The organism is Acidihalobacter sp. (assembly GCF_037381185.1).
GTDB lineage: Bacteria > Pseudomonadota > Gammaproteobacteria > DSM-5130 > Acidihalobacteraceae > Acidihalobacter_A.
This window is the reverse complement of record NZ_JARRQY010000004.1, coordinates 52,942-72,380: the sequence shown is the minus strand read 5'-3', so window position 1 is coordinate 72,380 and position 19,439 is coordinate 52,942. Positions and strand designations below refer to the sequence as shown.

Genomic DNA, 19,439 nt, shown 5'->3' with positions numbered 1-19,439 from the left:
CGTGCGTTTGAGGTATGGACATCTTGGACCTTATCTTGGATCGTTCCCTGCATATCCCGGCTGACCACCAAGCCTCGCGGGAAGTGCCGGGCGCAAACGGGAAAGCATGATGCGTATCGCGTTGGGCGTTGAATATGACGGCGGCGATTTCTGCGGCTGGCAGTTGCAGGACGGTGTGCGCACCGTGCAGGGGTGCGTAGAGCAGGCGCTTGCCAAGGTGGCGAACCATGATCTGCGGGTGATCTGTGCCGGACGTACGGATACCGGTGTGCACGGTTTGGGGCAGGTGATTCACTTCGACAGCGAAGCGTCACGCTCTACGCGTTCGTGGGTGCTGGGCGGGAACGCGAATCTGCCGCGTGACGTCAGCCTGCTGTGGGCGAAGGAGGTGGACGAGGAGTTCCATGCACGCTTCTCGGCGCAATCACGCCGTTATCGTTACGTGATCCTGAATCGCTGGGTGCGTCCTGGTCTTCAGCGCGGCCGCGTCACCTGGGTACACGCTCCGCTTGATGTCGAGGCGATGCGGACGGCGACGCAGTACCTCATAGGCGAGCATGACTTCTCCAGCTATCGTGCCCTGGCCTGTCAGGCCAAGAGTCCCGTCAGACAGATCTATTCGCTGCAGGTCGAGAGCGCCGGCGAATACATTTACCTGGACGTGCATGCGAATGCCTTTTTGCATCATATGGTGCGCAATATCGCAGGGGTGCTGATCACCATCGGCAAGGGAGAGCAGCCACCTGAGTGGGCTCGGGAGGTGCTGGAGCGACGCGATCGTACGCAGGGCGGAATCACAGCACCGTCGGATGGCCTGTATTTCGTACATGTCGAATATGCGGAACATTTCATGCTGCCGGCGCAGATGCGTCTGCCTCAGTTCTGAAGCCCTGTCTGCGGTTTCCGAGGGAAGCTTGAAATCTGCTACCCTTGACCGCTTGTTACATGGATGTCCGCGGCCGCCCGGGCTGTCGGCGGCGTGTTTGATGGTGACGCGATGCGTACGCGGGTGAAGGTTTGCGGTATCACGCGGGAGACGGACGCCGCCGCTGCGGTGGCGGCCGGCGCGGATGCGCTCGGTCTGGTGTTCTATCCCAAGAGTCCGCGCTGCATCGAACCGGCCGCTGCCGCGGCGCTGGTGTCCATGCTGCCGCCTTTCGTGACCACGGTGGGTCTGTTTCTGGATGCCGAAGCCGAGCAGGTGCGCGAGATCATGCGGCAGGTACGTCTTGACGTGCTGCAGTTTCATGGGCTCGAGACGGCCGAGTCCTGCCGCAGCTTCGGGCGTCCCTACATGAAGGCCATCGGTGCCGGCGAAGGGGCTGATCTGCGGATTCTGGCAAAGACTTATGCCGATGCCTGTGCGCTGCTGCTCGACAGCCATGCGCATGGCCAGGCAGGCGGTACGGGCCGTGTGTTCGACTGGAAACGAATTCCGGCCGATCTTGGCCGTCCTGTGGTGTTGGCGGGCGGCTTGAAGCCGGATAACGTCGCCGAGGCGGTGCGCGTGGTCCGGCCGTACGCGGTGGATGTAAGCAGCGGCGTCGAGGCGACGCCGGGAATCAAGGATGCGGGCTTGATCGAAGCCTTCATGAACGAGGTGAGACGTGGCGACAGCGAATGAGTCTTTGCCCGGGGTGACCGACTGGGATCAGTATCCCGATTCAAGCGGTCATTTCGGACCGTACGGCGGATGTTTCGTGGCCGAGACCCTGATGGATGCCATCGATGCATTGCGCGATACCTATGCGGCATTGCGTGCGGATCCGGCCTTCTGGGCGGAATTCGACGAGGACCTGGCCCACTACGTGGGGCGTCCGAGCCCGCTGTATCACGCCGAGCGGCTGAGCCGTGAACTCGGTGGCGCGCAGATCCACCTCAAGCGCGAAGACCTCAATCACACCGGTGCGCACAAGATCAACAACACGATCGGCCAGGCTCTGCTCGCCAAACGCATGGGTAAGACGCGGATCATCGCGGAAACCGGCGCAGGCCAGCACGGCGTGGCTTCCGCCACCGTGGCCGCGCGGCTGGGGCTGGAGTGCGTGGTCTACATGGGGGCCGAGGATATCGAACGCCAGGCCCCCAACGTGTATCGCATGAAGCTGCTGGGTGCGGAGGTGGTGCCGGTCACTAGTGGCTCGCGCACGCTCAAGGACGCGCTCAACGAGGCGATGCGCGACTGGGTCACACGTGTCGACGACACGTTCTACATCATCGGTACGGTCGCGGGGCCGCATCCCTATCCGCAGATGGTGCGCGATTTCCAGGCGGTGATCGGTCGTGAGGCGCGGGCGCAGTCGCTGACGCAGATCGGTCGGCTGCCGGACGCCCTGGTCGCCTGCGTGGGCGGAGGCTCTAATGCTATCGGCCTGTTCCATCCCTTCCTCGGCGATGCCGGCGTGCGCATGATTGGCGTGGAAGCCGGTGGTTACGGAGTCGCCAGCGGCCATCACGCCGCGCCGTTGACAGCCGGCCGTCCCGGTGTGCTGCATGGCAACCGCACCTATCTGATGGAGGACGAGGACGGTCAAATCATGGCGACGCATTCGGTTTCGGCTGGGCTCGATTACCCCGGTGTCGGACCTGAACACGCGTGGCTAAAGGATATGGGGCGGGCGGAGTACGTCACTGTCGACGATGAAGAGGCCTTGGCTGCGTTCCACGTACTGACGCGCACCGAGGGCATCATTCCCGCGCTGGAGTCGAGCCACGCGATGGCGTATGCCGCCAAGCTCGCTCCGCAACTGAGCGTCGACCAGCATGTCGTGGTCAATCTGTCCGGGCGCGGCGATAAGGATATCAACACTATCGCGCGCCTGGAGGGCATTGAACTGTGAGCCGCATCGCGCAATGTTTCGAGGCCCTGCGCGCGCAGGGGCGTTCGGCCCTCGTGCCCTATGTCACCGCGGGCGATCCCGAACCCGGCGTGACGGTCGGGTTGATGCATGCCTTGGTCGAGGGCGGCGCCGATCTGCTCGAGCTGGGGGTGCCGTTTTCCGATCCCATGGCCGACGGCCCAGTGATCCAGGCGGCATGCGAGCGCGCGCTGCTGCATCATGTCGGCATGCGGCGGGTGCTGCAAATGGTGCGGGAGTTCCGTGATCGCGACAAGCACACGCCGGTCGTGTTGATGGGCTATCTCAATCCGGTCGAGGCGATGGGCTATGCAGCTTTCGCCGCGGCAGCGCGCGAGGCCGGCGTCGATGGCGTGCTGATCGTCGACCTGCCGCCGGAAGAGGGTGGCGAGCTGTTGCGGCTGTTGGACGAGGAAGCGCTCGATCCGATCTTCCTGCTGTCTCCGACTAGCACCGCGCGGCGCATCGAAAGCGTCTGCCAGCGCGCTCGGGGTTATGTGTACTACGTGTCCCTCAAGGGCGTTACCGGCGCGAACACGTTGGATGTGGGGCAGGTGGCCGAACGCCTCGATGCCATCCGCGCGCACTGCAGGCTGCCGGTCGGTGTAGGCTTCGGAATCAAGGATGCGGCGACGGCGGCGCAGGTTGCCCGAGTGGCCGATGCGGTGATCGTCGGCAGTGCGGTGGTGCGACTGGTCGAGCAGCATGCGGATGCTCCGCAAACGATCGCCTCCGAACTGAGAGCGCTGATGGAATCGATGCGCGATGCCATGGATGCGGCGACGTGCGGCAACGAAACGATGACTGGGGATATTCCTGATGAGTTGGTATGAGAAGCTGTTGCCGTCGCGCATTCGCACAGAAGGTCGTGCCAAGCGCGGCGTGCCCGAGGGGCTTTGGGACAAATGCCCGTCGTGCGACGGCGTGCTGTACAAGCCGGAAGTCGAGCGCAACAGCGACGTGTGTCTCAAGTGCGGATATCACCTGCGTATCAACGCCCGGCGGCGCCTGGAGACCTTTCTCGACGAGGGCGGGCAGACTGAGATCGGTGCGGAGCTGGTGCCGGTCGATGCGCTGCGCTTTCGCGACAGCAAGAAATACAAGGATCGCATTACTGCGGCACAGCGCCAGACCGGCGAGAAGGATGCGCTGGTGGTGATGCGGGGTAGCCTCAAGGGGCTGCCGGTGGTGGTTGCCGCCTTCAACTTCGAATTCATGGGCGGCTCGATGGGCTCGGTGGTCGGTGAACGCTTCGTGCGCGGCGTCGATGCTGCGTTGGCTGATGGCGTGCCGCTGATATGTTTCTCCGCCAGCGGCGGTGCGCGCATGCAGGAGGCGCTGTTTTCGCTGATGCAGATGGCCAAGACCAGCGCCGCTCTCGCGCGGCTGTCCGAAGCCGGTATACCGTTCATTTCGGTGTTGACCGATCCGACCATGGGCGGCGTCTCGGCGAGTCTTGCCATGTTGGGCGACATCAATGTCGCCGAACCTGGGGCGCTGATCGGATTCGCCGGCCCGCGCGTGATCCAGCAGACCGTACGCGAAACCCTGCCCGAAGGATTTCAGCGCAGCGAGTTCCTGCTCGAACACGGGGCCATCGATCTGATCGTCGACCGGCGTGAAATGCGTGATCGGCTCGCCAATCTGCTGGGTATGCTGCAGCGACGGCCGGCGGCGCAGGAATCGGCCTGAGCATGGCCCGATTCGCCACGCTCGACGCGTGGCTGGAGTGGCAACAGACGCTATCGCCCAAGGAGATCGTGCTCGGTCTCGAGCGCGTGCGGACTGTGGGCGAGCGTCTGGGCCTGCTGCGGCCGCAATGTCCGGTGATAACCGTCGCCGGTACCAACGGCAAGGGCTCGGTGGTGGCGCTGCTCGAGGCGATGCTGGGCGCGGAAGGCTATCGCGTCGGCGCCTATACCTCGCCACATCTGTTGCGCTACAACGAGCGGGTGCGCATCGCGGGAGCCGAGGTCGGCGACGCCGTTCTGTGTGAGGCCTTCGCCCGTATCGACGCGGCGCGCGACGAAATTCCCCTGACCTATTTCGAATTCGGCACCTTGGCTGCGTTGTACGCGTTCGCGGACGCGGACGTCGAGGTCATGCTGCTCGAAGTCGGTCTGGGCGGCCGCCTGGACGCGGTCAACGTCATCGATCCGGATGTCGCCGTGGTGACCTCGATAGATCTGGATCATGCCGATTGGCTGGGAGACGATCGCGAGGTGATCGGCCGGGAAAAGGCGGGCATCATGCGCGCGGCGCGGCCGGTGATCTGCGGAGACCGTCAGCCGCCGGCGTCAGTGCTCGACCATGCGTATTCGCTCGGCGCGGACTTGCATCTGCTCGGGCGTGATTTCGATGCGGAGCGCCGAGGGGCTGGCATGCGCTGGAGCGGTGGCGGGTGCGTTCGGGATTTGCCCTCGCCGGCCCTGTACGGTCGTTTCCAGATCGACAATGCGGCAACGGCTCTGGCAGCGTTGAACGTCCTGACTAACCGATTGCCGGTCAGTGAAAAAGCCCGTACGGAGGGTTTGCGTACGGTGCGCGTGGCCGGCCGTTTTCAGCGCTTGCCGGGTACGCCGCCGGTGTACTGCGACGTGGCGCACAATCCCCAGGCGGCGCGGGCCTTGGCCTCCATCCTGCGGGATGTAGCGGTGCCGGGGAGTACGCTGGCGGTGTTCTCGGCTTTGTGCGACAAGGATATCGAAGCGATTGCTGCTGAACTCGATACGGTGGTGGCACACTGGTTCGTCGCCGGGCTGGATACACCGCGCGGCCTCGATGCGCAAGCGCTCGCCGCGCGCATGACGTCCTGCCAGACGCCGCTGACGCTCCACGCCGATGTCGCCGCCGCGCTGTCCGCTGCTCGTGCCGCGGCGAGTGAGGATGATCGCATCGTGGTATGTGGATCGTTTCTGACCGTGGCGGCGGCCCTCGCTGCCAGCCTATAATCCCCTCTGTTTCGCCACGTGTGACGCTTAGCGATGGAAAAACGTCTGCAACAACGCCTGATCGGTGCGGCAGTGATCATCGCACTGGCCGTGATCTTTCTGCCCATGCTGCTCAACGGCGGCGGCAGCAACAAGCGGGTCTCGATGAAGATGCAGATCCCGCCCGAACCCAGCTACAGCTTCAATGGCGCGGCACAGCCGCCGGCAGCGTCGAGCACAGCGCCGGTGCAGCCGATCAGCGTGATGCCGGCGCCGAGTACTGCTGCTTCCCAGCAGTCCGCGCAAGCGGCGCCGCAACAGGCTCCCGTTGTTCCCGAGCAGCAGGCAGCGCCGGCCCCGCAACCCGCGCCCAAGGCCGTCGAGCCAAAAGTTGTGGAGCCCAAGGTGACGGCTCCCTCCAAGCCGGTCCAGCAAAAGCCCGCGCCCGCAAAGCCGGCACCGCGACAGCCTACACCTGCGCAGAACGAGGCCGCGACCGGCGGCAAGCCGGTGACGCCGGCCTGGGTGGTGCAGGTGGTGAGCCTATCCAAGGAGTCCGACGCGCTGAATTTGCGCAATCGGCTGCGCAAGCAGGGATTTTCGGCCTATGTCGACCGTTTCGACGACAAGGGCAAGGTCTATTACCGGGTACGTATCGGGCCCAAGTTGACCCGCGCCGGAGCCGAGAAGCAGCAGGCGAAGATTCTGAAGGCGACCAAACTCAAGGGTATCGTGGTGCCGTATAAATGAACTGGGTGGACTTCCTGATCGCCGGTATCTTTCTGGTGTCGATCATCGTCAGCCTGTTCCGCGGTTTCGTGCGCGAATCCATATCGCTCGCGACTTGGCTGCTCGCCTTCTGGATCGGCCTGGCCTTCGCCGAGCGTTTGGCAGTATTCCTGCCGGCCGGAGTACAGGCGCCGTATCTACGCGTAGCGGTCGCTTTTGGCGTGTTGTTCATCATCACGCTGATTCTGGGGGCGCTGTTCAACAATCTCGTCGCCAGTTTGATCAAGCGGACCGGCCTATCGGGAACCGATCGTGCTCTGGGCGGGCTGTTCGGGATACTCCGTGGCGCGGTCGCGGTGGTTGTTCTGGTGTTGTTCGCGGGCATGACGGCGCTCCCGCAGGAGTCCTGGTGGCACCATTCCTACTTCGTCCCCTATTTCCAGACGCTAGCCGTGTGGGTGCGCGATTTCCTGCCCGCACACCTGGCGCAGCAGATCACCTTCGCCTGACGGCGTATCATTGTTTTTCAACGTTTGAGGAAAGTGCCTGAATGTGCGGCATCATCGGCATTGTCGGACGCAGCCCCGTCAACCAAGCTCTGTATGACGGACTGACCGTTCTCCAGCACCGGGGCCAGGACGCCGCCGGCATCGTCACCTACGATCAGGGCAAGCTCTATCTGCGCAAGGGGAACGGACTTGTGCGCGACGTGTTCCGCGCGCGCCATATGCAGGAACTGGTCGGTAACGTTGGCATTGGGCACGTGCGCTATCCGACCGCGGGGTCTTCGTCTTCGGCCGAGGCGCAGCCGTTCTACGTCAATTCGCCGTTCGGCATCACGCTTGGACACAACGGCAACCTGATAAACACCAAGGCGCTGCAGCAGGAACTGTTCCTGCAGGATCGGCGCCACATCAACACTGAGTCGGATTCCGAGGTGTTGCTGAATGTGTTCGCGCAGGAGTTGCTGCGTCAGGATCCGTTGAAGCTCGAACCCGAAAATATCTTCAACGGCGTCGGTGCCGTACACCGCCGCTGCCGCGGCGCCTATGCCGTGGTGGCGATGATCAACGGCTATGGCATCGTGGCCTTTCGCGACCCGTACGGCATCCGGCCGGTGGTTTACGGCATGCGCGAAACCTCGGAAGGGCCGGAATATATGGTCGCCTCCGAGAGCGTGGCGCTGGTCGCGCTAGGCTTCAAGTTGATCCGTGACCTGGCGCCGGGCGAGGCGATCTATATCGACCTGGACGGCAATGTGCACACCCGCCAGTGCGCCGATAATCCGACGTATTCCCCGTGTATTTTCGAGCATGTGTATTTCGCCCGTCCCGACTCCATTCTGGACGACGTCTTCGTGCACAAGGCACGTATGCGCATGGGCGAATATCTCGGGCAGAAAATCCAGCGCGAGTGGCCGGACCACGACATCGACGTTGTCATCCCGATTCCGGAAACCAGCCGCACTTCGGCTCTGGAACTGGCCATGCAACTCGGCGTGAAGTACCGAGAGGGCTTCATCAAGAACCGTTACATCGCGCGTACCTTCATCATGCCGGGTCAGACCCAGCGCAAGAAGTCGGTGCGTCAGAAGCTCAATCCGATCGAGATGGAGTTCAACGGCAAGAACGTGCTGCTGGTGGACGATTCCATCGTGCGCGGCACGACCTCGCGCGAGATCGTGATGATGGCCCGCGATGCGGGGGCGCGTAAGGTGTATTTCGCCTCGGCCTCGCCACCAGTGCGCTATCCGAACATCTACGGTATCGATATGCCAGCCGCGCACGAACTCATTGCCCATGGCCGCACGGTCGACGAGATCGCTCAGGCGATCTTTGCGGACAAGCTGTTCTATCAGGATCTCGACGACCTGATCCTGGCGGTGCGCAAGGGTAATCCCAAGCTCGAGCAGTTCGATACGTCGGTGTTCGACGGCAGTTACGTGACCGGCGTCGATCCCGACTATCTGACCGCGCTGGAGCGGGCCCGCGCCGAGGGTCAGCGAGGCATGCGCGTTTCGCGGCAGGCGCACATCGGCCTGCACAACTCGGTCTGAAATCCGGAGGATCGCCCGGCCAGAGGGAGTGCAGAATGCCGATGAGCGGGTTTGAGGCGGGCGAGCGTGAGTTGCACACCCTGGCCGAAGAGCTGAGACGACGCTATCCGGAAATCGCCACCGACTGCGTTGCGGTTGTCGATGTCGGTCGCCAATGCCTGCACTTGATCAAAGGCGGGAAACTGCTCAGGCACTATCGGGTGTCGACGGCTGCGCGTGGTGTCGGACAACGCGAGGGCAGTTTTCAGACCCCCCTCGGCGTGTTCCGTGTGGCCGGGAAGTTCGGTGCCGAGGCGCCTGCCGGGATGGTATTCAAAGGGCGTCGCGCCACCGGCGAAATCGCGGAAATTCTGAGCGATCCGCATGATCCTGCGGAAAACGATCTGGTGACCACGCGCATTCTGTGGTTGGATGGGCTGCAGCCCGGCTACAACCGGGGCGGCGACGTCGACACGTATGCGCGCTACATCTACATCCACGGCACACCCGAGGAGGGGCGGATCGGTATGCCGGTATCGCACGGTTGCGTGCGCATGCGCAACGACGAGGTTGTCGATCTGTTCGAACGCCTGCCGCAGGGCAGTCTGGTCTGCATCCTGCCCGGAGACGCACCGTTGAGCGAAATTCCCGGGCCGCGTGCGGAGGCGGTTAATAAACAGTAATGGCGGTACGGTGCGGGGCGCTATAGGGTTGCCGCGTTATCCATCGGAGATACCGCATGTTGCGAAAACGATTTCTCGGCTCCCTGTTCCCCGCCCTGTTGCTCCTACCCTTTGCCTGCCAGGCTCAGGCCGGCGTCCGCGTCAGCGCAGACGGACAGCTGCCCTTGCCCATGATCGGCGTGGCGGCTTGCCTGTCGCCCGCAGGGGATCTGGAAACGGTGGGCGGCTTTACCGGGCGGCGTTCTCTGACCGAGATCTACGAGCGCAGCAATGGGCGCTGGAGCGCGGTGGCGCAGTTGCCGAGGCCGACGCATGATGCGGCGGCGGGTTATCTGAACGGTTCATTGTTCATCTTCGGCGGTGGACAGGCGTATTCCACGCGGGCTCTGCTGCGAGTGCAGGGGTCGCATGCTGTACATGTTGCCTATCTTGGGCACCCGCTGTCGGATGCCGTGACGCGTCCCTACCGTCTGCATGGCGTGGACGGGCTGATCATGGTCGGTGGACACGGCGGACCGGATGTGCGCAAGGTGTACTTCATCCGCAGCATGAACGGCGGCCATACCCGCTGGCGTACGTTGTTCAGCCTGCCGGTCGGCGTGCGCTACACCGCGGTAGCCGTGGAGGGAAGCACCGTGTTCGTTGCTGGTGGACTGTCGGCGCGCGGGCGAGTGGATTCGGCGTGGAGCTGGCAGCCCGGCGAGGCTGCGCCGCAACGGCTTCCGTCGTTGCCTAGACCGCTGGAAAAGGCCGCTGCCTTCGCCTGGGAAGGTACCGTCTATGTGGTCGGAGGCCTCGGCAATGGCGGGCGCATCAGCGCCGATATCCTGGCCTACCACGCCGGGCAGCGCGGCTGGCGCCGGGTCGGCCGCCTGCCGGGCCCGCTGGCCGACATGGGCTACGTGCAGCAAGGGCGAAACGGGTATTTGCTGGGCGGGATGAGCGGCCCGAGTTCGCACAGCGCCGGGCGCCGAGTCTGGCACTTGCGCTTGCAGTAGCAAGAGACGAGGCGGGCCCGTGTGCCGGGCTCGCCGCATGACGGTCTGCGGATCAGCCTCCGGTGTGCCGGAAGCGCGTACCGGGGGGGACCATGTCCATGCCGTCGGGGACGTTGAGATAGCCGTTGCTCGTGCCCTTGACGCCCTTGTGGCCGTATTGCCACACGATCTTCTTGGTACGCGGATCGATCACCACCACGCGGTTGTCCCAATCGTCACACACCAGCAGATTCCCGTTCGACAGGGGCAGCGCGATCGAGGGATGGTCGAGCGCGCCGTGGCCGTAGGTCTTGCGGTAGTGCCACAGCAGTTTGCCTTGCGGTGAGTAGATGTCGACGACGCCGGGGTTGGTGTAGCCGACCACCAGGATGTTGCCGTCGGGCATCTGGTTGGCGTCGGACGGGTAGATGGTCCGGCTGCGGAAGGACCAGAGCACTTTGCCGGTTGGGCTGAGCTTGTCGATGTATCCCGGATGTCCGTAGCCCCAGTCGATTTCGGTCACGATGAAGTTGCCTCCCGGTGTGGGAAGCGCGCCGTTCGGTGCGTTGAGCTTTGTCGGCGGAGCGTGATAGCGGACCTTGGTCGTGCCGAACTGACGCACGATCCGCTTGGTCTTGGGGTTGATGATGAGCACGCGGTCATTGCCGATGTCGGCGACCACGATGTTGCCGTCCGGCAGCTGGTAGGCGTCGTCGGGCGTGTCCAGATAGCCGGGGCGCGATCCCGTTTTGCCTTTTTGACCATACATCCAGACGAAGCGTTTCTGCGCGATGCTGATGATGCCGATGGTCTGGTCGTCTTCGTTATTGACGATGATGTGCTTGTGGTCGGGGGTGAAGAAACCGTCGTCGGCACCGTGCGAGTGGACGCCCTTGGGGCCGCCGACGCGGATCGGCATGGACCAGATGATGCGTTTGTCCGGTGTGACCACCAGCAAACGATCGTTGCCGCGATCCGCAATCAGCAGGTTTCCGGGCAGGGGGTGGCTAGTGGTGCCGCCCGGTTGATAGATTTGCGCGGCACGCGCCTGATACGAAACGAGTAGGGCGCCGGCAGCGAGCAGGGTGCCGAACAGCTGCGCGCGGTGTTGTCTCAAGTGACGGAGCATCCAATATATCCTGAGGCTTTGGGTTGGCTGATCCGATGCATGGTAATGCGGCACCCGGTAGCCGAAGATTACCAAGCGGTTAGGCCTGCGTACGGTTTGACGACGATCGCCTGCAGGCCTACGATAGGCAGCCAGCGCCGATTTGAGTCTCTCAGCTTGCGGGCGCTTAACAAATACGGCTAAAGCGAGTGTTCGACCCGCCTCTGCCGATGTTTGTCTGGCCAGGGTTCGTGTCCCGCAGCTGTGTTCCGCAAGCCGGCGCTCCTAACACATGCCACAGGAGGGCAGGACATGGAAACCGACTTTTCCGCAGAATTCGAGACACTCGCCGTGCGTGCCGGCCAGGTGCGCGGATACGAGCACGAGCACTCCGAAGCGATCTACACGACCTCGAGTTTCGCCTTTGCCAGCGCGGCGGAGGCCGCTGCGCGCTTTTCCGGGGTGGAGCCGGGCAACATCTATTCGCGCTTCACCAATCCCACCGTGCGCACGTTCCAGGACAGGCTCGCCGCGCTGGAAGGCGGGGAGGCCTGCGTGGCGACTTCCTCCGGCATGGCCGCCATCCTGTCCGCCTGCATGGCGCTGCTTAAACACGGCGATCATGTGGTGTGTTCGCGCAGCGTGTTCGGTTCCACGGTGAGTCTGTTCGACCGCTATCTAAAGCGTTTCGGCATCGAGGTCGATTTCGTTTCGCAGGTCGATATTGAAGCCTGGCAGGCCGCCATCAAGCCCAATACCCGCCTGCTGTTTCTGGAGACGCCTTCCAATCCGCTGACGGAGCTGGCTGATGTTGCCGCCTTGGCCGAGCTGGCGCATACGCATGACGCTCTGTTGGCGGTGGACAACTGCTTCTGTACGCCGGCGCTGCAGCGTCCGCTGGCGCTGGGCGCCGATCTGGTGATTCATTCCGCGACCAAGTATCTGGACGGCCAGGGACGCTGCATCGGCGGCGCGGTGGTCGGCGATGCGGAACGGGTCGGCAAGGACGTGTTCGGTTTCCTGCGTACCGCCGGGCCGACCATGAGTCCGTTCAACGCCTGGGTTTTTCTCAAGGGGCTGGAGACCCTGCGCCTGCGCATGCGAGCCCATTGCGACAACGCCCAGCGTGTGGCCGAATGGCTGGAGGCGCAGCCGCAGGTCGAGCGGGTCCACTATCCCGGCCTCGAGGCTCACCCGCAGCACGAGCTGGCGCGCCGGCAGCAGGACGGGTTCGGCGGCGTGGTGTCGTTCGAGGTTCGCGGCGGGCAGGAGGCGGCCTGGCGTGTTGTCGACGCCACACGGATGATTTCCATCACCGCCAATCTGGGCGATGCCAAGACCACGATTACGCATCCGGCGACGACCACGCATGGCCGCATCAGCGCCGAGCAGCGTGCCGAAGCCGGTATTCGAGACGGGCTGCTGCGCGTTTCCGTGGGGCTGGAAGCGGCCAACGATATCATCGCGGATCTCGCTCATGGTCTCGGATAATGCCGGCGCCCGCCGTGAACTGCTGAGACTGTTCCGGGCGGCACTGGGCAGGGTCGAAGGCGCTGCGGCGGTGCGCGGGTGGCTCGAGTCCAATCCTCTGGAGCCGGGCGATTGGCATGTCGTCGCCATCGGCAAGGCTGCCGCGGCGATGGCGCGGGGCGCCGAGGATGTGCTGGGCGAGCGTCTGCATGCCGGACTGATCGTCACCAAGGAAGGGCATTCTGAGCGGGAGCTGCACGATGCCGGACGCTGGACGGTATGTATGGCCGAGCATCCGGTACCGGGTCCCGGGAGTCTGGCCGCCGGGCAGGCACTGCTGGCGTTCGTCGACGCTGTGCCGGAGTCGGGGCGCATCCTGTTCCTGCTTTCGGGCGGCGCCTCGAGTCTGGTGGAGGTGTTGCCGCAAGGCCTCGAACTGCAGGATCTGCGCCGGGCCAGCGCCTGGCTGTTGGGCAGCGGATTGGATATCGCCGACGTCAACCGCGTGCGTCAGCGCCTGTCTCTGATCAAGGGAGGGCGGCTGCGGTCGCGTCTGGGCGGGCGTAAGGCCTGTGTACTGGCCATCTCCGACGTGGCGGGCGACGACGAGCGGGCGATCGGCTCGGGTCTCCTGGCCGAAGCGCTGCCGGGCGACTTGCCGGAGTTGCCCGGCTGGCTGGCCGAGTGGACTGAACGCGCTGCAGCACAGGGGGAATACCAGGTGCCCGTGCCGCATCATATCATCGCCAGTCTCGACGACGCATTGCAGGCGATGGCCGAGGCGGCGCCTGTCGACGTTGAAGTGCGCCTGCAGGGGGCCTGCCTCTACGGCGATGCGGCCTTGACCGGCAGCGAACTCGCTCGGACGTTGCGTGATGCGCCGCCAGCGCTGTGGCTCTGGGGCGGCGAGACCACCATTCGCCTGCCGGACGAACCCGGACGCGGCGGCCGCAATCAGCATCTCGCGCTGGCTGCGGCGATGGAGTTGGACGGCGTGGCGGGCGTGTGTCTGCTGGCCGCGGGTACCGATGGCACCGATGGCCCTACCGAGGATGCAGGTGCCATCGTCGACGGTGGTACGTTGCCTCGTGGCCGCGCTGAGGGTCTGGATGCCGCTGCGGCGTTGGCGGCCGCAGACTCGGGCAGCTTGCTGGAGGCGAGCGGGGATCTGTTGTCGACGGGGCCGACGGGAACCAACGTGACCGATCTGGTGATTGGCCTGAAGTGGCAGGAGACTTGAGCGTTGAAAACGTGTGTACGTCGAGCGGCTGTTCCGATGAGGTGGGTAATCGCCGCCTCACTGGCGCTGGCGTGTCTGTCGGCTCCGGTACTTGCGGCTGAACAAGTACAAGCCACCATTCTTCACTTTCAGATCAAGCCCGTGGGGCAGGCGGCCTATTCCGAACGTGTGCTGGTGACGCCGGATTTTCTGCGTTTCGACGGTGGTGATATGGGCGGTGTGTACGTCCTGTTCAACAGGCGTACGCAGACCATCTACAGCGTCAGTCCGCAGGACAAGGATGTGCTGACCATCCGGCGCCGGCCGGTGAAGGTCAAACCGCACAAGCCGCTCGAGCTTCGGCAGACGTCGCAACCGTACAAGGACGCTCCCAGTATTGACGGCAAGAGGCCGCAGCACCACACCTTTTTCGCCGGCGGCAAGCGCTGCTACGAAGTGGTGGCGGTGCCCGGCCTGCTGGAAGACGTGCGGCGGGCCCTGGCCGCGTTTCGCACCACACTGGCGGGTCAGCAGGCGCTGGATTACGGCCGCACGCCGGCGCCGCCGCAGTCCGCCTGCGAGCAGGCGCGGCTGATTTTCGCGCCGACCCGGTATCTGTCGCACGGATTTCCGATACAGGGCTGGGGGCCGCAGGGAAAGGCGAGGCGGCTGCTGGATTTCAAGCTGAAACAGCCGGTCGCGGCCGCGCTGTTTCAACTGCCGACCGACTATAGATACTATGCGGTCGGCACGCAGGGCATGCACGACATACCGGCTCCGGGGTCTTGAGCGCCGAGGGAACTGCAGGATGCCGCGGCTGTCTCAGTGACACATTCGTCAAGGAGATGGCACGATGGACTATGTACAGGCGGAACAGCAGATCATACAGATTCAGCAGCAATCGCAGGACGTGAAGAACAAACTGCAGCAGTTCGCGCAGAAGCTGGCGAGCGGCATGCCCGATCAGAATTCGGCGCGTGAGTTGGCGATGGATCTGCGCGAGATCGCGTTGGGCATTCAGCAGCACGAACAGCAGACGGCGTTCGTGCTGCAGCAGATGGGGCAGCACATCCAGCAATTGGAGCAAGCGGTGGATGCGCATCCGCCGGCGGCACAGTACGCGCAGACGCGTGGCTGGGGCGCCGGCGGCGGCTTTCTCGGCAGTCTTACCACCGGTTTGGGGCTGGGCGCGGGCATCGGTGTCGGCGAGGACCTCGCCACCGATCTGTTCAATTTGTTCTGAGTTCTTCCAGCGTATAGCCTTCGGCGGTAACGCTTAGCACGCTGCCCTGGGTGTACCAGTCGCCGAGTACGATGCGTCGGGCCGCCCCGCCGTCCACTTCCAGCGCATGGACGGCGGGGCGATGGGTGTGGCCGTGGATGATGCGCCGCACGCCGTGCTTGCGGAAGGCAGCATCGACTTCCCCGGCGTTCACGTCCATGATTGCCATTGCCTTGCCGCGGGTCGCCTCGCGGCTCTTGCGGCGCAGCGCCTCGGCCTGTGCCCGACGCTGCTCCACCGGCAGGGCCAGAAAGCCGGCCTGCCAAGCGGGGTCGCGCAGCTGCTTGCGCAGGGCCTGATAGGCAACGTCGTCGGTGCACAGGCTGTCGCCATGCATCAGCAGGGTGGGCACGCCGTAGAGTTCGACGCGCGTGGGATCCTCCAGCAGGCGGCAACCGGCACGCTCGGCAAAGCCCGAACCGATCAGGAAGTCCCGGTTGCCGGCCATGAACGACAGCGGTACGCCGGCATCGCTAACTCGGCGCAGTGCTTCGATCGCCGGTAGCAGGCCGTCGCGGATGTCGTCGTCGCCGATCCAGTACTCGAATAGGTCGCCGAGGATGTACAGCGCGTCGGCGTCCACTGCGCGTTCGTCCAGAAAGCGCACCAGGAGGTCGATGACCTCCGGGCGCTCCAGATCGAGATGCAGGTCGGAGATGAAGAGCGTTTCAGGCACTGCGCTGCTTGGCGCTGGTGATGTGCACGGGCTCGACGGGGACGTCCTGATGTCCGGCGCGGTTGCCGGTCTGCACGCCCTCGATGTTGCGCACCACGTCCATGCCCTCGATGACGCGGCCGAACACGCAATAACCCCAGCCGGACTGCGTCTTGGACTGGAAGTTGAGGAAGTCGTTGTCCTTGACGTTGATGAAGAATTGCGAGGTCGCGGAATCGGGCACCGCGGTGCGCGCCATGGCAATGGCACCGGTTTCGTTCTTGAGTCCGTTGTCCGCCTCGTTGCGGATCGGCGCGTTGCCGGCCTTGTGCTGCATGTCCTCGGTGAGGCCGCCGCCCTGGACCATGAAGCCGCGGATGACGCGGTGGAAGATCGTGTCGTCGAAGAATCCCGCGTCGACGTAGGCGAGGAAGTTCTCCACCGTCACCGGTGCTTTTTCGGGATAGAGTTCGAGCACGATGGTGCCCTGGCTGGTGGACAGCTCGACGATGGGGTTGGCGTTGTCGCTCATGTGGTTGCCTTTCTGCGTATGGAATCGGATGGATACAAGGCCCGTCATGATACGGGCTGCGCTGCGCACGGGGAAGGTGACGGTTTGTTTGATCGGGGCTTTCGGCTACCATCCGCGCCATGTCTGAAACACCGCTAAAGACCCGTTTTGCTCCCAGTCCGACGGGCAATCTCCATCTGGGAAATCTGCGCACCGCACTGTTCTCGGCCCTGCATGCCCGGGGTAGGGGGGGAAGTTTCCTGCTGCGCATCGAAGATACCGATGCCGAGCGCTCGCGCGCCGAGTTCAGCGCGATGCTGCAGGACGATCTGCGCTGGCTAGGCCTCGAGTGGCAGGAAGGGCCGGGCGTCGGCGGCGCTGCCGGTCCTTACTTCCAGTCCGAACGCAGCACGATCTACGCCGATTACTATGCGCAGCTGCTCGAGAGGGATTTCGCCTACCCCTGCTTCTGCTCCCAGGAGCAGCTCGCTGCCGCACGCGCCAGCCAGCGCGCAGCGGGGCGGCCGCCGCGCTACCCCGGTACCTGCGCGCATCTGAGCCATGAGGAGGCGCGGGCGCGGCGGGAGGCCGGAGAGCCGCATACGCTGCGTTTCCGTGTGCCACAGGGCGAATCGATCGGGTTCGAGGATCTCGTGCGGGGGCCGCAGGTATTTCGCAGCGACGATATCGGCGATTTCGTCATTCGCCGCACCGACGGCACACCGGCGTTCTTCTTCTGCAACGCAGTCGACGATGCGCTGATGGGGGTGACGCACGTCTGGCGCGGCGAGGACCATATCAGCAATACGCCGCGTCAGTTGCTTCTGCTGCGTGCCCTCGGGTTGACTGAGCCGCATTACGGCCATCTTGCTCTGATCGTCGGCGAAGACGGTGCGCCGTTGTCCAAGCGCCATGGGGCGACGAGCCTGGGCGAGCTGAGAGAGCGGGGCTATCTCGCCGCGGCGCTGAACAATTACCTCGCGCGGTTGGGACACAGTTATGCCGATGACGCCCTGCTCGACATGGCCGGGCTCGCCGCCGGCTTCGATCCGGCCCGGCTGGGCCGGGCCGCGGCGCGTTTCGATCTTGCCCAGCTCGATCACTGGCAGCGCCAAGCGTTAGCTGCCGCTGACGAGGTGGCCTTGCTGCAATGGGCCGGTACGGCCTGCGATGCGGTTCCGGTCGAGTTACGCCCGGCTTTTATCGCGGCGATCAGGGATAATGTGTCATTTCCCGACGATGTGCGTCTGTGGGCGCAAGCGGTGTTCGCGGGCTCTCCGGTGTTCGATGCGCAAGCCGAGGAGGTGCTGCGTGGGGCGCCTGTGGCGTTGTTTAGGGCTGCATCGGATATGCTGCCTGCGCATGCCGGGGATTTTCGTGCCTGGGCCAAGGCGGTTGGGGTGCAGGCTGGAGTGAAGGGGCGCGAGCTATTCATGCCGTTGCGTGCGGCTCTCACGGGGCAGACGCACGGCCCCGAGATGGCGCGCATATTTCCCTTGATGGACGAGGTGCGGATGCGCGAACGTTTGCAGGCGGCGGCCGGAATCGCCGCGGGTTGAGAACCGGGTCGTGTGAGCAGGGCCTAAGGAAGAAACGATGCTGAAGATCTACAACACCCTGAGTCGCGACAAGGAAGTCTTCGAGCCCATCGAGGCCGGTCGCGTGCGCATGTATGTCTGCGGTATGACGGTGTACGACTACTGCCATGTCGGCCACGGGCGCATGCTGGTGGTGTTCGACATGGTGGTGCGCTATCTGCGCTGGTTGGGCTATGACGTTACCTACGTGCGCAACATCACGGATATCGACGACAAGATCATCCGCCGCGCGCACGAGAACGGCGAGAGCATCGATGCCCTGACCGAGCGCTTCATTCGCGCGATGCACGAGGATCTGGAGGCGCTGGGCGTGCAACCGCCGGATCTCGAGCCGCGCGCCACGCAGTCGATCGATGAGATCGTGAGCCTGATCGGCACGTTGATTGAGAAGAAGTACGCCTACCGCGCTGACAACGGCGATGTGTACTACGACGTGTCGCGCTTCGAACACTACGGCCGCCTGTCGGGCAAGGATCCAAAGGACCTTCGCGCCGGCGCGCGCGTCGATGTGATCGAGGCCAAGGATGATCCGCTGGATTTCGTGCTGTGGAAGGCCGCCAAGCCTGACGAGCCGGCCTGGGAATCTCCCTGGGGAGGCGGCCGGCCGGGTTGGCACATCGAGTGTTCGGCAATGTCGATCAAGGCGCTGGGGCCGCAGTTCGATATCCACGGCGGTGGCCTGGATCTACAGTTTCCACACCATGAAAACGAAATCGCGCAGAGTGAGGCGGCGACCTGCAGGCATTTCGTCAATTACTGGATGCACAACGGTTTCGTGCGTGTGAACGAGGAGAAAATGTCCAAGTCGCTGGGCAACTTCTTCACGCTGCGCGATGTGTTTGCGCGTTATCGTCCTGAGGTGGTTCGTTATTTCATCCTCACCAGCCACTACCGCAGTCCGCTGAACTACGCGGACGACCAGCTCGACGCCGCGCAGCAGGCGCTGGACCGCCTGTATACCGCCCTGCGCGGTCTGTCCGGTGCGGAAGCGTCGGCCGGTGGCGAGTGGGAGGAGCGTTTCCGTGCCGCGATGGACGATGACTTCAATACATCCGAAGCCATTGCCGTGTTGTTCGAGTTGGCGCGGGAGGTGAACCGGGCGCGTGATACTTCGCCGGCGGAGGCGGCCGCGCTGGCCGTGCAGCTTCGCCGCTTGGGAGGTGTGCTCGGCCTGCTGCAAGCCGACTCCGAGGAGTGGTTGCGCGGCACGGCGCAGGCCGGTGGTCTGTCCGACGCTGAGATAGAGGGGCTGATCGAGTTGCGCACCCAGGCGCGTCAGCAGCGTGATTTCGCTGAGGCCGATCGTATTCGCGACGAGTTGCAGGAGGCCGGCGTGGCGCTGGAGGACGGCGCGCAGGGAACGATCTGGCGCCGGCAATAAGCC

General features: G+C 64.2%; 20 protein-coding genes. 17 read left to right on the top strand and 3 right to left on the bottom strand.

Going from position 1 to position 19,439, the window contains the following annotated elements; all coding sequences use genetic code 11:
• Nucleotides 1–109 precede the first annotated feature (109 nt).
• The 11 genes from truA (at nucleotide 110) to P8014_RS02005 (ending at nucleotide 10,233) form a co-directional block, all read left to right on the top strand.
• Complete coding sequence (gene truA / locus P8014_RS02055) at nucleotides 110–886, top strand: tRNA pseudouridine(38-40) synthase TruA (RefSeq protein ID WP_337815658.1); 777 nt, start codon at nucleotides 110–112, stop codon at nucleotides 884–886.
• A 111-nt stretch (nucleotides 887–997) separates the two neighbouring features.
• On the top strand, nucleotides 998–1,624 hold the full coding sequence (locus P8014_RS02050) for a phosphoribosylanthranilate isomerase (RefSeq protein ID WP_337815657.1): 627 nt from the start codon (nucleotides 998–1,000) through the stop codon (nucleotides 1,622–1,624).
• Complete coding sequence (trpB, locus tag P8014_RS02045) at nucleotides 1,608–2,840, top strand: tryptophan synthase subunit beta (protein WP_337815639.1); 1,233 nt, start codon at nucleotides 1,608–1,610, stop codon at nucleotides 2,838–2,840. The genes P8014_RS02050 and trpB overlap by 17 nt, the downstream gene beginning before the upstream one ends.
• Entirely contained in the window at nucleotides 2,837–3,691 is an 855-nt protein-coding gene (trpA, locus tag P8014_RS02040) for a tryptophan synthase subunit alpha (protein ID WP_337815638.1), read from the top strand. Before trpB ends, trpA begins: the two co-directional genes overlap by 4 nt.
• Nucleotides 3,678–4,550: an acetyl-CoA carboxylase, carboxyltransferase subunit beta gene (accD, locus tag P8014_RS02035; protein WP_337815637.1), complete on the top strand. Its 873-nt coding sequence runs from the start codon at nucleotides 3,678–3,680 to the stop codon at nucleotides 4,548–4,550. Before trpA ends, accD begins: the two co-directional genes overlap by 14 nt.
• Before the next feature lie 2 nt (nucleotides 4,551–4,552).
• Nucleotides 4,553–5,809 (top strand): bifunctional tetrahydrofolate synthase/dihydrofolate synthase, encoded by a 1,257-nt coding sequence (gene folC / locus P8014_RS02030; protein ID WP_337815636.1) that lies wholly within the window; start codon nucleotides 4,553–4,555, stop codon nucleotides 5,807–5,809.
• A 33-nt stretch (nucleotides 5,810–5,842) separates the two neighbouring features.
• A complete protein-coding gene (locus P8014_RS02025; protein WP_337815635.1) occupies nucleotides 5,843–6,538 on the top strand; it encodes an SPOR domain-containing protein in 696 nt (231 codons plus the stop codon).
• The gene (locus tag P8014_RS02020) at nucleotides 6,535–7,026 is read left to right on the top strand and encodes a CvpA family protein (RefSeq protein ID WP_337815634.1); all 492 of its coding nucleotides are present in this window, start codon (nucleotides 6,535–6,537) and stop codon (nucleotides 7,024–7,026) included. Before P8014_RS02025 ends, P8014_RS02020 begins: the two co-directional genes overlap by 4 nt.
• Before the next feature lie 41 nt (nucleotides 7,027–7,067).
• Nucleotides 7,068–8,573 (top strand): amidophosphoribosyltransferase, encoded by a 1,506-nt coding sequence (gene purF / locus P8014_RS02015; RefSeq protein ID WP_337815633.1) that lies wholly within the window; start codon nucleotides 7,068–7,070, stop codon nucleotides 8,571–8,573.
• A 41-nt stretch (nucleotides 8,574–8,614) separates the two neighbouring features.
• Complete coding sequence (locus tag P8014_RS02010) at nucleotides 8,615–9,235, top strand: L,D-transpeptidase (RefSeq protein ID WP_337815632.1); 621 nt, start codon at nucleotides 8,615–8,617, stop codon at nucleotides 9,233–9,235.
• 56 nt (nucleotides 9,236–9,291) lie between these two features.
• Nucleotides 9,292–10,233 carry a hypothetical protein gene (locus P8014_RS02005; RefSeq protein ID WP_337815631.1) on the top strand — a complete coding sequence of 314 codons (942 nt, stop codon included), beginning with the start codon at nucleotides 9,292–9,294 and terminating at the stop codon, nucleotides 10,231–10,233.
• Between the two features lie 52 nt (nucleotides 10,234–10,285).
• Here the strand turns inward: P8014_RS02005 and P8014_RS02000 are convergent, their stop codons facing one another.
• Nucleotides 10,286–11,341 (bottom strand): PQQ-binding-like beta-propeller repeat protein, encoded by a 1,056-nt coding sequence (locus tag P8014_RS02000; RefSeq protein ID WP_337815630.1) that lies wholly within the window; start codon nucleotides 11,339–11,341, stop codon nucleotides 10,286–10,288.
• 291 nt (nucleotides 11,342–11,632) lie between these two features.
• On the opposite strand from P8014_RS02000, the gene P8014_RS01995 reads away from it, so the two are divergent.
• The 4 genes from P8014_RS01995 (at nucleotide 11,633) to P8014_RS01980 (ending at nucleotide 15,252) form a co-directional block, all read left to right on the top strand.
• A complete protein-coding gene (locus tag P8014_RS01995) occupies nucleotides 11,633–12,811 on the top strand; it encodes an O-succinylhomoserine sulfhydrylase (protein ID WP_337815629.1) in 1,179 nt (392 codons plus the stop codon).
• Nucleotides 12,798–14,030, top strand: a complete 1,233-nt coding sequence (locus P8014_RS01990; protein WP_337815628.1) for a DUF4147 domain-containing protein — start codon at nucleotides 12,798–12,800, stop codon at nucleotides 14,028–14,030. The genes P8014_RS01995 and P8014_RS01990 overlap by 14 nt, the downstream gene beginning before the upstream one ends.
• A 36-nt stretch (nucleotides 14,031–14,066) precedes the next feature.
• Nucleotides 14,067–14,798: a hypothetical protein gene (locus P8014_RS01985; protein WP_337815627.1), complete on the top strand. Its 732-nt coding sequence runs from the start codon at nucleotides 14,067–14,069 to the stop codon at nucleotides 14,796–14,798.
• Between the two features lie 64 nt (nucleotides 14,799–14,862).
• Nucleotides 14,863–15,252, top strand: a complete 390-nt coding sequence (locus tag P8014_RS01980; RefSeq protein WP_337815626.1) for a hypothetical protein — start codon at nucleotides 14,863–14,865, stop codon at nucleotides 15,250–15,252.
• Here the strand turns inward: P8014_RS01980 and lpxH are convergent.
• Both lpxH and P8014_RS01970 read right to left on the bottom strand, forming a co-directional pair.
• Nucleotides 15,239–15,967: a UDP-2,3-diacylglucosamine diphosphatase gene (lpxH, locus tag P8014_RS01975; protein ID WP_337815625.1), complete on the bottom strand. Its 729-nt coding sequence runs from the start codon at nucleotides 15,965–15,967 to the stop codon at nucleotides 15,239–15,241. The genes P8014_RS01980 and lpxH overlap by 14 nt on opposite strands.
• The gene (locus tag P8014_RS01970) at nucleotides 15,960–16,478 is read right to left on the bottom strand and encodes a peptidylprolyl isomerase (protein WP_337815624.1); all 519 of its coding nucleotides are present in this window, start codon (nucleotides 16,476–16,478) and stop codon (nucleotides 15,960–15,962) included. The genes lpxH and P8014_RS01970 overlap by 8 nt, the downstream gene beginning before the upstream one ends.
• 110 nt (nucleotides 16,479–16,588) lie before the next feature.
• Between P8014_RS01970 and gltX the strand changes: the two genes are divergently transcribed.
• Nucleotides 16,589–18,016, top strand: a complete 1,428-nt coding sequence (gene gltX / locus P8014_RS01965) for a glutamate--tRNA ligase (RefSeq protein WP_337815656.1) — start codon at nucleotides 16,589–16,591, stop codon at nucleotides 18,014–18,016.
• 37 nt (nucleotides 18,017–18,053) lie between these two features.
• Nucleotides 18,054–19,436, top strand: coding sequence for a cysteine--tRNA ligase (gene cysS / locus P8014_RS01960; protein WP_337815623.1), 1,383 nt, complete (start codon nucleotides 18,054–18,056; stop codon nucleotides 19,434–19,436).
• The last annotated feature ends 3 nt before the right edge of the window (nucleotides 19,437–19,439 follow it).